The sequence below is a fragment of the Niveispirillum sp. FG148 genome, assembly GCF_057809655.1.
Map to the genome: position 1 here is coordinate 32,588 of NZ_JBMDKJ010000001.1, position 14,160 is coordinate 46,747.

Annotated in this window: 12 protein-coding genes; 3 read left to right on the forward strand and 9 right to left on the reverse strand. The window is 64.9% G+C overall.

The features are described from left to right. Positions 1 to 545: 545 nt before the first annotated feature. From ACODTW_RS00165 to ACODTW_RS00190, 6 genes are all read right to left on the reverse strand, one after another. Entirely contained in the window at positions 546 to 2,474 is a 1,929-nt protein-coding gene (locus ACODTW_RS00165) for a glycosyltransferase family 9 protein (protein WP_488943836.1), read from the reverse strand. Between the two features lie 4 nt (positions 2,475 to 2,478). Further along, on the reverse strand, positions 2,479 to 2,775 hold the full coding sequence (locus tag ACODTW_RS00170) for a hypothetical protein (RefSeq protein ID WP_488943837.1): 297 nt from the start codon (positions 2,773 to 2,775) through the stop codon (positions 2,479 to 2,481). A gap of 46 nt (positions 2,776 to 2,821) precedes the next feature. Continuing rightward, a complete protein-coding gene (locus ACODTW_RS00175; RefSeq protein ID WP_488943838.1) occupies positions 2,822 to 3,511 on the reverse strand; it encodes a Crp/Fnr family transcriptional regulator in 690 nt (229 codons plus the stop codon). Between the two features lie 84 nt (positions 3,512 to 3,595). Next, on the reverse strand, positions 3,596 to 4,342 hold the full coding sequence (locus ACODTW_RS00180; protein WP_488943839.1) for a TfuA-like protein: 747 nt from the start codon (positions 4,340 to 4,342) through the stop codon (positions 3,596 to 3,598). Between the two features lie 38 nt (positions 4,343 to 4,380). Then, the gene (locus tag ACODTW_RS00185; protein WP_488943840.1) at positions 4,381 to 5,616 is read right to left on the reverse strand and encodes a YcaO-like family protein; all 1,236 of its coding nucleotides are present in this window, start codon (positions 5,614 to 5,616) and stop codon (positions 4,381 to 4,383) included. An 85-nt stretch (positions 5,617 to 5,701) separates the two neighbouring features. Next, positions 5,702 to 5,881, reverse strand: a complete 180-nt coding sequence (locus ACODTW_RS00190) for a hypothetical protein (protein WP_488943841.1) — start codon at positions 5,879 to 5,881, stop codon at positions 5,702 to 5,704. A gap of 221 nt (positions 5,882 to 6,102) precedes the next feature. On the opposite strand from ACODTW_RS00190, the gene ACODTW_RS00195 reads away from it, so the two are divergent. Further along, a complete protein-coding gene (locus ACODTW_RS00195) occupies positions 6,103 to 6,441 on the forward strand; it encodes a ribbon-helix-helix domain-containing protein (protein WP_488943842.1) in 339 nt (112 codons plus the stop codon). A 197-nt stretch (positions 6,442 to 6,638) separates the two neighbouring features. Here the strand turns inward: ACODTW_RS00195 and ACODTW_RS00200 are convergent, their stop codons facing one another. Further along, a complete protein-coding gene (locus tag ACODTW_RS00200; protein ID WP_488944181.1) occupies positions 6,639 to 9,503 on the reverse strand; it encodes an ATP-binding protein in 2,865 nt (954 codons plus the stop codon). Positions 9,504 to 9,720: 217 nt separating this feature from the next. After that, the gene (locus tag ACODTW_RS00205; RefSeq protein ID WP_488943843.1) at positions 9,721 to 11,724 is read right to left on the reverse strand and encodes a tetratricopeptide repeat protein; all 2,004 of its coding nucleotides are present in this window, start codon (positions 11,722 to 11,724) and stop codon (positions 9,721 to 9,723) included. 132 nt (positions 11,725 to 11,856) lie between these two features. Here ACODTW_RS00205 and ACODTW_RS00210 point away from each other — a divergent pair, with 132 nt between their 5' ends. Beyond that, positions 11,857 to 12,330, forward strand: a complete 474-nt coding sequence (locus tag ACODTW_RS00210) for a flagellar biosynthesis regulator FlaF (RefSeq protein ID WP_488943844.1) — start codon at positions 11,857 to 11,859, stop codon at positions 12,328 to 12,330. A 176-nt stretch (positions 12,331 to 12,506) separates the two neighbouring features. After that, complete coding sequence (locus ACODTW_RS00215; RefSeq protein ID WP_488943845.1) at positions 12,507 to 13,310, forward strand: hypothetical protein; 804 nt, start codon at positions 12,507 to 12,509, stop codon at positions 13,308 to 13,310. 37 nt (positions 13,311 to 13,347) lie between these two features. Here the strand turns inward: ACODTW_RS00215 and ACODTW_RS00220 are convergent, their stop codons facing one another. Further along, on the reverse strand, positions 13,348 to 13,998 hold the full coding sequence (locus tag ACODTW_RS00220; RefSeq protein WP_488943846.1) for a putative metalloprotease CJM1_0395 family protein: 651 nt from the start codon (positions 13,996 to 13,998) through the stop codon (positions 13,348 to 13,350). Positions 13,999 to 14,160 lie beyond the last annotated feature (162 nt).

Consider the following 14,160-nt stretch of genomic DNA (forward strand, 5'->3'; position numbering starts at 1 on the left):
CACCCGCCCGGGCCAAGGTGAGCAGAGAATTGCCCTGTCTGCCCTGCTTTCCGTCGTCCGCAGACTGGCCAACCGAGGACTGCGCGGATTCACGGCCACGCAATTGATATTCCCGGACAACTTGGCGGGAGGGATATTGCAGTTCCACCTCGCCACTATTCCCGTCGCGGAACAACAGGATAGCGACACCGGCGTCGCTGTCGTAGCGCAGTGCAGGACTGAGATAAGGAATGACGACGCTGCGAGGGGAGGCTTCTTCGGGCGTACGGACCCCAGCCGGCACGGCGCTGCTCTGCGTCAATGCCGGGGCATAGCTACTCCCAATACCTCTGATCCCCTCGATATTCATGGCGGTGCGCCTATTTCAGATCAATCTCACGATATCGCAAGATGGAACGGCCCGCAAACGGATTCTGGACAGCCGAGATGAATCGCCAGAATCAACAATGAATCGAGGCAACAAGCCGATAGTCCACCTTACTCCCCCCACCCCCCGTCGACTCCAACCTGTCCAAAAGTACTGGGCGCCAATTCTTGATGGGAACTTACTCTATTCTTTCACCAGACCATCTCGCGAGTTCGTCTGACAAATTTGCAATTTCTAATCGCCAATCGCCCCAGGTCATCTGTCGAAACAGGCGCAGGTCGCGGTACCAGGGGTTGTCCGATCGCCCCCGCAACCAGCGCCAGCAGCCATCGAAGCGGGACAGGACCCAGACCGGACACCCGAGCCCGCCCGCCAGATGGGCCACGGCGGTGTCGACAGTGATCACCAGATCCAGCTCCGCAACCAGCGCCGCCGTGTCCGCGAAATCCCCCAGATCGGCCGTCCAGTCGGTGATCGGGAACGGGGCGTCGGCCAACTCCGCCGCACCCGGCCCCTTCTGCAGGCTGATGAAGCTGATGCCCGGTATCGTGCCCAGCAGAGCGAGCTGCGCCAGCGGCAGGCTGCGGCGTCTGTTGGTCGCGGCGGCCCGGGGGTCATTGGTGCGGGCATCACCGGCCCAAACCAGACCGACATGCCGCCCCGGCACGCCCCGCAGCCGCTCCCGCCACACGCTGCGGCTCTGCTGGTCAGCGGTCAGATAGGGAATGGGTACCGGAATTGCTGCCACCGACAGGGTTCCCAGACGCAGCGGCAAGCCCAGCAGCGGACAGCGCTGCCGCACCGTTGCTGGTATCGGGCTGCCCAGCGCCGCCACCGCCACCCCCGCGGGCAGGCTGTCCCTGAACAACCTGACCAGGGCCGGTTGCACCTGCAGCAGCAGCGGCATCCCGCGCGCCGCCAGCATCGGCACATAGCGGATGAACTGAAGGCTGTCACCGTGGCCCTGCTCGGCATGGATAAGCAAAGGGCCTGCTTCTGCGGCCAATGTTCCACCATCCCAGACCGGCAGCGCCTTCAGCGCGTCGGACAGCGGAAAGCCGGGAACGTGCCATCGCCATTCATATTCCCGCCAGCCCTCGGCAAGATCGCCCGCCAGCAGGCGTGCCTGCGCCCGCTGCCAATGGATCAGGGCCATGTCGGGCGCCAGGCTCAGGGCCCGGCGATATTGCGCCTCGGCCCCGGCATCATCGCCCAGGTCACGCAGCACAGTCCCAAGATTGACGATGGCAGCCAGATTGTCAGGCTCCAGCAGCAAGGCACGGGACAGGGCGTCCGCTGCTTCCTTCAGCCGGCCGCTGGCATGTGCCGCACCGGCTAACGCCACGTGCGCCGATGCGACGTCCGGGTATTTCTGCGCAGCCCTGCACGCGGCCGCATCCGCCGCCTCCAGCCGACCCAGCGCCGTCAGGAGATCGGCACACCCAAGCAGGGCCGGCAGGCTGTCCTCCTCCAGCGTCAAGGCCTTCTCAAAGGCCGACAGCGCCTCTGTCAGGCGTTCAGCGGCAAACAGCGCCTGTCCCAGCCGGATCCAGGCCTCCGTCAGGGCGGGCGCCAGCTGCGTCGCTTCCGACAGCACACGCACGGCATCGTCGCGCGTCAGACTGGCCGGTTCAGCGAAGCGGTTCACCAGCAGCGCCGCCAGATTGCGGCCAGCCGCTGCGTGACCGGGATACAGGGTCAGGGCCCGGCGCAGGATCGTTTCCCCCCCCTCCGCATCGCCCGCCTGAATCAGCAGGGCGCCGCGTTCCGCCATGGCATCGGCCTGGGCCTGGGGCTGCCCCTCATGCCGGGCGGCAGCGGAGGCAAAGGCTTCCATGGCGGCATCAATGTCACCGGCCTGCCGCAGTGCCACCCCGAGATTGAACCACCAGTCGCCGCGCTCCGGCTTCATGCGCACGGCATGGCGCAGCGACTTCGCACCCGCTGCCGCATCCCCCTGTCCCAGACAGGCCATGCCAAGCAGATAATGGACATCGGCCAGCACCGGGGCCGCCACCAGGATCCGACGATAAAGGCCGGCGGCCTCCGCCAGCTGGCCGGCCTGATGCAGGGCCAGGGCCTGGTCGATCGACGCGTTGATATCCATGGGCTCAGCCGCCCGACTTTACGCCGTTGGCGGGCTTGGCCGGGGTTATCGGCGTGGGCGGGCCCGGCAGGCTGCCGGCCGGCGGCGGTGGCGGCATGGGTGCGGCGACGGGAGCAGCCGCCGGGGCCGGCGCGGCGGGCGGCGGGGGAACGGTTGACGCCACCGGCTCACGCGGGGCTGGAGCAGATGGCCGCGACGGCACATACATATAATTGTCGTTCACCTGCGACTCATGGCTGGCGCACGCCGTCATGCACAGGCACAGCCCGGCAAGGGCCAGACCACCGCTGATCCGTCTCATTTCAACGCGCATCCATAAATAGCCAGGGTCGGTACCCAGCCTACGCCTAGCGCGAAATCTGTTCCAGAAAGCTTTCATCGTGGAGGATCAGATAGCCGTTGCGATAGCTGATCGCGCCGGCGTTCTGGAAGCTGCGCAGTGTCTTGTTCACGATCTCGCGTGAGACGCCCAGCATATTGGCCAGATCCTCCTGGCTGATGAAGGTGGCGATGCGCGTGCCGGCTTCCGACGACCGCCCGTAATTCTGCGCCAGCATCAGAATGCGTTTAGCCAACCGGCGCGTGACGTTGAGAAATACCGTGTCCTCGATGATGGCGCTGGTCCAGCGCACACGTTCGCAAAGCACGGACATCAGCCGGATGCACAAATCCCCCCGCTGTTCCAGGAAGGGCAGGAAATCGCGCCGGTCAATACGCAGCAGGTCGGTCGGCTCCTGTGCGACGACCGTAGCCGTGCGCTCCCCGCCGTCCAGCATGGCGATTTCGCCGAAGACGGAGCCGCTGTCCAGGATGTTCAGCAGCATGACCTTGGCATCCTGCGATTCGGTCTGCACCGCGACCCGTCCCCGCAGGATGACATACAGGCTGTCACCCGGATCGCCTTTGGTGAAGATGCGCTCTTCCGCCACCGCCTTGCGGTGGCGCGCCATCCCCATCACCGCATCCATCTCTGCATCGTTCAACACGCCAAACAGGCTGTTGCGCCGAAGCAGGCCGAGATCGACGGCTGGTGGCAAAACACCCCCTCCCATCATCCCCGTCGAAGCGACCATCGCCGACAGCGGGATGAAAGGATTGATGGTGACAATAAAAAATGCAAGTCAAACGAGCATCGGCATGACCGGACGGGCAACGCGTTCCCACATGGTGGTGTGCTCGAAGGCGAAGCTGGGACGGACGCTGAGCGTGCCCGCCGCGGCCTTGGTCCGCAGCGTGGTCAGCAGCAGAAGCGCATCCTCCCGCTTCTGATCGGCACGGCCCATCGGCAACCACTCCCGGAAGGCGCAGAGCTCAGCCCGATCAGCACCTTCCTCCTCCGCCTCCCGCAGGACGCGGCCATAGTTGCGCTCCCGGTAGGGCAGGTCCTTGGCGAGGTCCTGGAGAAGATTGCGCGTCGTGCCGGACAGAATGTTCTGGGCAAAGGCATCCGACAAGGTGCGGCGGATATTGACCATGGCTTCCGACAGAACGGGATAGCCCAGTTCGGCGGGCCCATGGGTTACCGCCACTTCATCATCATCCTCCAGCCGGCCGTCGGCGAAAGCGTCGAAGATGGCTCCCACCCCTTCCATGCCGAACGCATGCAGCTCCGCGGCCCGCAGCGCCCCCATGCTGGCCGCCCCCAGCACCGGAATCCCGCGCGACAGGGCAAACAGGATCTCCTTATGCCAGACGGCGGGCATATTCTCGAAATAACCGTCAATGATGGCAATGGCTGCCGGGCGGTCCGCCACGGCGCGCAGCACGTCACCTTGCGCCACGGGCGGCCGGAAATCGGCGGACAGCGCGCGGCGGGCTTCACTGACGGGCAGGGAGGGACCCAGGAAGACGATGACGGGACTGCTCATGGCCGGGACCTCGGAAAAGGAGGGAATTGGATGGCGGCTCAAAGGCCAGCCACGCGGCGGGCACGGGCGCCCAGGCAATAATTCGGCATGGTGTCGATGCCCTCCAGACCGGGCACCACGACGCGAACCACCGGGATGCCGATTTCGGCGCGGGTCAGGTCGACGACGATGATGTCCTCCACCCCGACCCTGGCCAGCCGGCTGCGCATTTCCTCCAGGTCACCACGCAGGGACTGCCCCTGCCAGCCAGCGACACTGTTGAAATCGCGGACGGTGGCGCCCAGACGCAGACGCTTCAGCCACAGCGCCTGCTGCTCCTCCGCCAGGAAGTGGTCATACTCCTCGCGGCGCATATCGTCGCGCGCGCCGGAAATGAAGGTCAGGCGGCTCTGCGCTGCCTCCGTCAGGGCGCGGGAAAGGGCAATCTCCGGCACCAGATGGGTGCCGTAACCGGCGGCGGGCCGGACGGTCGCACCCGGACCGCCATTGGCCTGGACGATGCGGGCCATGAAGGTGGGGATGCCGGTATCGGCAGTCTGGTCCCAGACACCAACGGCGACACCGGCACGGGCGAACTGTGCCAGCAGCTGGCGGCAGGTCGGATCGGCCACCGTTTCCAGATCGAGGCGCGTCTCTTCCTGGGCCTCCTCAGGCAGCAGGTTCCACAAGGTGCGGGCATCCCGCTCCACCACCTCGCTCAGACCATGGACAACGGCTTCCACCCAGTGGTTGCCCGACGCCAGACCGTTGGACGTGGCCTGGAAACAGCCATGGCCCGTCGGCAGCGGCAGGGTATAGTTGGTATGGACCATCTCATAGGGGATCCAAAGGCTGTCCCCATCCTTGAGATTGGTTCCCTCCGCCCACAGAAGCTGGTGATAGGGGCTATAGGCGCTGTCCATATGGCTGGGCAGCAATTCCGGATCGACGACGGGCAACGAATAGCGCAGGTCCTCGTAGGAGCCGATGCGCAGCGCCAGATGCGTGGCCCGTTCGGCGTGCCAGCTTTCGATTGATTCCATCACGGCCGACGCCTTGGCAGCGGCCAATGTCGGCCCCTTGCCCTGGGAAACGGCCAGGGCGCGGGAATTGGGACGGTTGACCATGACAACCGGAATGCCGATCGTATCCAGGCCGGTCACATTGGCGACGCGGGTAATGCCGAACAAGGGAAACAGAGGTTTGACACGCGCCAACGTTTCCTCCGCCGAGACCAACCGGCGCCACTGGCGCGTTTCGATAGTGTCCCAGTCGGCTGAACGAACCCGTTCCATACCCTGCTCCCTTTGTCCGAACTTACCTTCAAGCCGTCCGATCGGCTGCACCCATGCAGAAGGGGCGCAACAGCGATCAAACCCCTTAAACGGTCGCGGTGTAGTACTCGGCACTGGCACCATAATATTCGGCGCTCGCACCGGCTTCGGCCGGGGCCCGCACGGCGACACGGGCGCGGGAGTTGGACTGACCTTCTTCATTCACCACAACGGCACCGTTGGTGGAAACGCGATAGAGACGGCCATCAGCACCACGGATCAGCATATTCTTGCCTCCACAGGGGTTTTCATCTGTACCGGAAGCGACGCATCGCCCTTCCGACCGCGACGGTAATGCGGTCCAATCATTTTGAAGTGTGAAGTGCTTCACAGCATTGTATGCAGCACCCGGGCTATCTTCCTGACGAGAAGGGCGCAGGGCCGGATCACGGGTCGCACCGGGAAACAGCAACGCCCTCTTAAAAGGCTGAACACGCGAGGTCGGCAATGAATGCTCCGCAAGCCCGCACCGATATTCCGGTTTACGAACCCCACGACCTTGAGGTCGACGGGCAGTTGATCAGCCATAATGTCTGGGTCGACGGGCATCGCACCAGCGTACGCCTGGAAGCCGTGATGTGGCAGGCCCTGCACGAGATCGCCGAACGCGAAAGCCTGTCGATCCATCAGGTGATCACGATCGTCTCCCGTCGTCAGCATCAGAACGCTTCGCTGACGGCGACGATCCGGGCTTTCCTGGTTGCCTATTACCGCGCCGTCTCCAAGGGTGTTTCCACGCTCTTGCTGCGGGAACTGTCGGAATTGCCGTTGGACATGAAGTTCTGACGTCCGGGCCTGGGGCGCCATGGCTGAGCCGCACATGGGCCAGCCGGCAAGCCCGGCTCAGCGTCTCTTGGGATCGGGTTGGTCCTTCGGCACGCGCGATATGGTCCGATGCCTTTGGCGTCCGGTGCTTGTCGCGGCTGATGCTTGGCCGACCGGAAAGTCAGGCGGGCGAAGAGCTTCCCGGATTCCGCGTCGTGTCACGCCAAGTCGAAGATGCGCGGCAACGGTGCGTGCTGGTCCGCCATCTGGGAAAGGTCGACCGGCGACGGCAATTGCCCTGCCAGCAATCCATAGCCCCGTTCCTGAGCCAGTTGCGTCAGGCGCTCCAGTTTCAGCTGGGCGCTGGCGACCTTGTTCAGGATGGCCAGACCCAGCATCTGGTAATATTTCGCCCAGGCACCATGAAGCAACGCACCCCGTGCGTCGGCCATGCGGATCGCGCGCTCGATCTCCGCCATCCCGTCGTCTGCCCGCCCCATATTGACCAGGGCATAGCCCCGCCGCGACAAGCTGAGCGTATCCAGCAAGGTCGAGCCGGTCGACCGCGACAGGGCAAGACTTTCTGAACAATGGGCCAGCGCCTCTCCGAACCGTCCCTGACGGATCAGGATTTCGCCGGCGTCGGTTCTGGCCAGGATGCGGTTGAACGGATGCGTCGTGCCGTCGGCACACCGGATCGCCTTTCGTACCTGAGTTTCCGCTTCCTGGTGGCGCCCCAGATAGGACAAGCAGCGGGCACGCCGGCTGGCAATCACGGTCGGCACATCCAGGGTCAGGAAACGGGCGGGCATCTGGCTCGTCGCGCGCATCCGGTCGGCGCGATCCAACAGGTCCAGCGCCTGGCCGACATCGCCGTAATCGAAACGGCAGCCCGCCGCGATGACCAGCAGATCGGGATGGGCCTTGTCCATGCCGCCTGCGTGCGATATCGCAATTTCCGCAAGTTCGACCGCACGCTCCAGCTGCCCGAACACCCATTCGGCATTGACCTGCTGGGCTAGTCCCGCCAGAGCGCGATCCTGGTCCCCTGCCGCATGGGCAAGCTTGACCGCCCGGTCAAGTTCGGCAACAGCCCGATCCCCCTGCCCCGACGGCATCGCGGCCCGCGCCAGCAGAAGACGAAGATCAATGGCCGCAACCTTGACCACGTCATTGGCCGGCAATTTGTCATTGGCCTCTACGGCGATGCCGAACAGGGACACAGCTTCCGCCGCCTGCGACCGATGCAGCGCCTCGCATCCTGCCTCACGTCCGGAACGGACGGCCAGATTCCACAATTGCCCCAGCGACGCATGGCGGGCCTGTGCGCCCAGGCGGCCGGGCAGCGGCAGAAAGTCCGGCTCATCCAGCAGCATGGCGACACGCCCATGCTGCTCCTGTCGATCACGCCGGGTGATGCCGGCATAGACCGCCTCATGCAGCAGCGCGTGGTTGAAGCTGTATTCCAACCGCGGCAGCAGACGCGTCTCCTCAAGGAAACCGCCGTCCAGCAGTTCCTGGCGGCACCGCGCCAGCAATTCCTTTCCGGCCATGGCCGACAGCAGGCTGGCATCAAAGGTCGGCCCGACAATGGCCGCGATGCGCAACAGCGATCGCGCCTCCTCACCCAGCAGATCGGTCCGCGCGATCAGCAAGGCCTGTACCGATTCCGGCAGGCTGTGGCGGCTGTTGGATCCGGCGCGCATGGCCCCGACCGGGCCCGTCAAGCTGTCATTGGCGATCAGCACGCGGACACATTCGACCAGGAAAAACGGATTGCCGGCCGCCCGCAGAATCAGGTCGGTCTTCAGCCCGTCCAGGGTCGGCGCGTCGCCCAGCCACAGATCCAGCAGATGATGCATGTCCTGCCGGTGCAGCGGCGGCAGCTGATGGTGGGTCAGGCCCGGATGACCCGCCAGCCCGGCCGGCAACCCGTCATTGCGGCTGGTGATGAACAAGGCCACGGGCACCTGCCGCGGCAGATCCAGCAGCCCCTGAAGCACGGAGAGGACAACGGGGTCAGCCCATTGCACATCCTCCACCAGCATGGCCAGGGGACGGTGCGTTGCCACGGTACGGACCAGGGCCATGACGGCCGCTGTCGCCTGACCGACGGTGGTACCGGTCGCCCGTTCCCCTCCCTTCAGATCACAGGTCTTGCACGGGTGCAGGATATGGGAAAGTGCGTCCGCCTCTTCCGTTGCTGCACCGGCAGCGCGCAGCAGGGCCCTGGTGCCGTCCATCGTGCCAGGCAGGGGCCGGTCCAGCAGTTCCACCACCAGTTCCTGCAAGGGACCAGGAGCCCCGACCGGTTGCATGACGGGAATCTGCCACTCCAGGATGCGCACATGCTTCAGGCGCAGCTGATCCCCGACCGCCGACAGCAGGCGCGTCTTGCCCAGGCCGGGCTCGGCACTGACCAGATGCGCGTGATCATGGCCCGGACCATCGACAACAGCGCCAAGCTTTTCCACCAGCATGGTGCGGATGGCGTCCCGCCCAACCATGGGCAGCTGGTCATCACCCTGCCGGCGGCGACGGCGCACACCCAACAGTTCGTGCGATATCAGCCTGTCACCGGTGGCGACGCACAATTCCTCCGCCGGTCGGATATCGATCCATTCCAGCGCCAGCATGGCCGTACTGTCGGCCAGCCGCACACCGTTTGGCCGGGCCACCTGCTGCTGTTTGGCGGCCAGATGGACGGCGGCCCCGATGGCGGGATTATGCGCCTGCGTCACATCGCGGCCACGATCCCACAGCACCTCGCCCGAACAGAGCCCGATACGGACGGCGTGGTTGCCCCGGGCCACTTCGCGCACAATGGCATCGGCAGCGAAACAAGCGCGGACCGCATGGTTTTCTTGGGAAACAGGTGCGCCGAACACGGCGTAGATACCGTCCCCCAGCGTCTGGCAGATCGTACCACCGAACCGCAGCACATGGCGGTTCATGATGTCGATCAGGCCGGAAAGCTGGTCATAGGCGTCTTCCGGGTCCTGCGGAATCACCATCTGGGTGGAATTGACGATGTCGCAGAACAGAACGGTGATGGTACGGCGGTCCTTGTGGCGCCCGATCATACCGGTCACGCCTCGCCCCATGACGGCGGTCAAGCCGTCATGCGCCAAACTGCCGCCCAGACCTCCCGCCATCGACATTTCGCACGCCCGTCAAAGCCAACAACCATTCTGGAAGAGTTTTACAGCCGGCAGCAGCACTACTTTAGCGCTACGCTCTATTATGAGGTCATACAATAGCACCACCACAGCGCCCTGCAAACAGCCCATGAAAGCTGGATCAGCCATGTGCGGTCAGAATCTGGCGAAAGTGCTGGATCACAGGCACCAATTTGTTGCTGTCGCTCCCCAGCATCATGAAGGTCCGCATGGAGCCGAACCAGGGGCGGACCGCCGCACCCAACGTCGACCAGTCGCCAGGGCCGCTGACCCGCCACACCGGGGTGCCCAGCGCACCAGCCATCTCGCCGACGGCTGTCGGCGCGGTAATCACCAGATCCAGAGGCGCGATCAACGCCGCCAGCCCTTCCAGATCGTCCCGCAGGTCCAGGTCCGGCATGACATGCACCGGCTTGCCGGCCAGACGCGCCAGTTCCTGCACTTCGCCCGGTTCGGCCCCATATTGCAGGGATATGGGCACCAGGCCCGGCTGCGCCAGCAATACCGACCACTGGTTGATATCAAGATAATTGGCGCGGCGCCGATGCGTGATCAGACCCGACCGCCAGCAGACCCCGACCCGCAGCCCGGGTGGAAGCCCGGCAAGCCAGTCGACGGCCGCGGCCCGCCGCTGACGGTCGGGCACCAGATAGGGGCTGCCTGGGAAATCACCCGGCATCGGGCGCAGAATACGGCAGAGATCACCGGCCGGCACATGCCGGTCCGCCTGCGGCCGTTCAGGTTCCGCCGTGAGGGCGATCAGGCTGGTAGGGGCCGCACGCACGGCCGCCCTTGGAAAGCTGCGGGTGAACAACCCCACCAGGCGCGGATCGCATTCAATGGTCACCCGCCGTGCCCGGCCCATCACATCCTGGTACAGGGTCGCGAACATCAGTTCATCACCCAGCCCCTGTTCGCGCCAGATCAGCAGATGATCATTCTGGATATCCTCTCCTGCCCAAACCGGTATGGCGAAGCGCCGGTCCGGCAAGGCCTCGCCGGCAGCAAAGCGCCAGGCATAATCCTCCCACCCGCCGGCCAGGTCGCCCGCCAACAACCGGCGCTGTGCCCGGGCGAGGTGTACGCGGGCCAGTCCCGGGTCCAGTTCCAGGGCCCGGTCGAATGCCGCCATGGCCCGCGCCTCGTCCTGCTGTGCCAGCCGGCAGAGGCCGAGATTGCCCCAGATGTCGGCCAGCGACGGCTCCAGCGTCAGGGCCCGTGACAGCACCTTGTCCGCCTGCGGCAAGTCACCCTTCAATTCCAGCGCGCCACCCAGGTTGCACAGGCCCCGCACATTGTCCGGTTCCAGCCGCAACCCCTCCCGATAGGCGGAAATGGCGGCGTCCAGCTGATCCACCTCCTGCAAGGCGACGCCCAGGAAGATATGGGCCTCGGCACTGCCGGGAGCAGCGGTCACGGCTGCACGATGGACCGCCACCGCCTCACCCAGCTTTCCGCGTTCGACCAGGATGTTTCCCAGGTTGGACAAGGTCTCCGCATGGTCGGGACGCAGGGCCAGCGCCGCGCGGTAGGCCTCCTCCGCCGCCGCCAGCTCCCCCATCTGGCTCAAGGTCGAGCCCAGATTGTTCCAGGCCTGCGCATGGGTAGGGTCCTGGGCCAGAAGATCGCGGAAGGCGCCAACGGCCGCCGGCATTTCGCCCAGCGCCCGCAGGCTGTTGGCGAGATTGAACCGGATGCCGGCATGCTGGGGTCGCTGGACCAGCGCATGGCGGTATTCCTCCACCGCCTGACGATGGGCCCCCATGGCTGCCAGCGCATTTGCCAGATTATACCGGAACGGCCCGTGATCGGGTTTCAGCTTCAATGCCTGGCGGTGCGCGGTCACCGCCTTGGCCATCTCCCCCGTCGCCCGCAGCGCGCTTCCCAGGTTGTCATGGAAGTCCGCCATCGTCGGCTGACGGCGCACAGCGTCACGCAGCAGGCTTACCGCATCGGCCGGCTGGCCCAGCTGCAAAGTTGCCACGCCCAGCAGGTTCAGAAGCTGTGCATTGCGCGGGTCACGCGCCAGAAGGGAGCGGTAAGCCGCCGCCGCCGCAGCCACCTGCCCCGCCTGGTGAAGCCGGACAGCTTCCTCCGGCGTCAACGGCCTGGCATTTTCCCCCATTGTTTCTGCCCCTTTACTATCCCGATGCGTCGGCGATCCCACGTCAGTGTAGGCCATTATCCTTGTTCGGCGTAGGCCGATGTGGAATAATGCCTCCCATGTCCCCACCGTTCTAAAGGCACGGCAAGCGTTATGAAGCCTGCGACGGGTTACAGCAATCGCCCCACTTCCGACGACCCCCGCGATGTTGAGGCCTGGGGCCTCACCGAAGCGGCGCGGCGTCTGATCCATGCCCGCCAGACTCCGGAAAATCCGGAGATGCTGCGGCAGGCACTGTCCTTGAATCAGCGTCTGTGGACCATCTTCCAGACCTCCATGGTGGATCCGGAATGCCCGCTTCCCAAGGATGTTCGGGAAAATATCCTGGCCCTGTCCATCATTGTCGACCGTCAGACCTTTGATCGTCTGGTCGATCTTGATGTCGACAAGCTGGATCGCCTGATCGACATCAACCGGGCCGTTGCGGCCGGCTTGTCGCAGCGTCCGGGTTCCGCGGGGGCACCCGCTCCGGTAGCCGCCACTGCCAATCCGGCGCCCGCACCAGCCCAGGCTCCGAAACCGGCAGCCGCACCGGCGGGTGCCGGCCGGGTCAGCATCTCGATCTGACCCGCGACCGGGTCAGACGGGGTCGACAGGGCAGCCCATTTTTCGCCCGGCCCCGGGCGCTGGATGGCTTCGAGATAGTTTGCATTTTATGGAATTCTGCGGTAGAGTTCGCAGAATAAGGGGTTATTGTTGTCAACCGTGGGGCGGTTGACGCGGCAGTGAGAAGGAGACGGGTCATGGTCTCGTCCGTGAGCAGCAGTTCGGTCCTTACCGCCAACAGTTCGTCGCTCTATTCGACGGGCAGCACTGCCACGACCTCCTCCGCCAGCACGGCCAGTTCCGCCGCCAGCAGCACGACAAAAAAGCTTTCCGACATTGAACAGCAGTTGGCGGATTATGCCGCCGCCACGGCCAAGCAGCAGAAGCAGGCCGCGGCACAGTCACAGATTCAGGTCGAGAGCTTCCAGAAGCAGGTCCGCAAGTCGCCCTATTCCACCAATGGCGCCGCCACAGACATGGGCACGCTGGTCAAGGACACATCCCGCCTGAATGTCTACAGCGCCCTGAAGGCCGATGACAAAGGCGATGTGTTCAAGTTCAAGGTGCAGTCGGCAGGCGAGGTGCAGATCGGTACCCTGGGTGACAAGGGACTGCGTTTCCAGGTCCTGACACGCTATGGCTCGGTCATCGCCGACAGCAAGCAGGGACAGGGCAAGGCCAGCAGCAATTTTGCGGCCATGCAGAAGGGTGATTTGAAGATGACCTCTGGTGACTATTATGTGAAGGTCACCAACGATGGTTTTACCCCCACAAAGGACAGCAGCGGCAAGGCCGTGCCCGCCAAGAACTATGCGGTGCAGCTGTCGCAGGGCGTCTATCGCAAGGACTTCGATACAATCGCCCAGCAGCCGAAGGCGGGCGACGGGGTGCCGCAGCAGTCGGCCGCCCAGTTGGAACTGCAAAGCATGCTGACCGCATCCGCCGATTACCAGATCGGCGCGTCGGGTACATCCAAGCTGTCGGGTGCGTTGTTCGGCTGACCGGCACCGGCACGCATCAGACGCGGAAAACCGCCCGTTACGCGGTTACAGACAGGCCCGGACGGACATTATTGCCCGCCCGGGCATAATTTTTTGTGGCCTGGCGGTACTGCGAGATGTCGGCGGGGACGGATTGGGTCTGCTCCGCATTGGCGGCTTCCTGCTGCTGCAGGAGGCCCAAGCCGGTTTCACTGTCAGATGCCGCTTCGGCTGACGCGCCGGCACCCTGGTTACGTTCGTTTTGCGCCTGGGCTTTGACGGCATCGGCCTTGGCTGCAACGGCCCGGTCCTGAGGCGAGGGATCCTGGGGTGACAGTGCCGCGCGCTTCACCACCTCCATCTTGGCGATGGTGGCGTCAGGATTGCCACGAACAGCCGCCGTGTCGATCGGCACCTCGCCCGCGGTGGCATAGCGCCGCCCATCAGGGCCGGTCGTATATTCATATTGAATGCCCCCCGCATAGGGGCCACCGGCAGCCTTGTGCGCCTGTTCGTGCGCTTTGACCTGGGCGTCGGTCTTTTGCAGCTCGCGCACTTGCGCTTGCTGGTCTTGCGTCAGTTCTGTCCCGCCGGCCGCTGCCCCAGCGGCCCCCGCGGCGGAGGCACCAGCCCCCGCGGCGGCCGTGCGCGGCTTCGCGTAAAGCGATGTCGTGTGAAACCCGCTGCTGATGCCGGACAGGCTGGCCATGATGGTGTCGAACAGTGGACCCGGGTGGACAAGGCTCCAGTGTATCCGGCGTCGCGGCAACAGACCAGCGCGCCGTTATCATCCCAAAATGCGAAATCCCGGCCCCTCGGGAGGGGGGCCGGGATCGACACGCCGTGCAGCGGGGGTAAGGGGCCGCTGCCG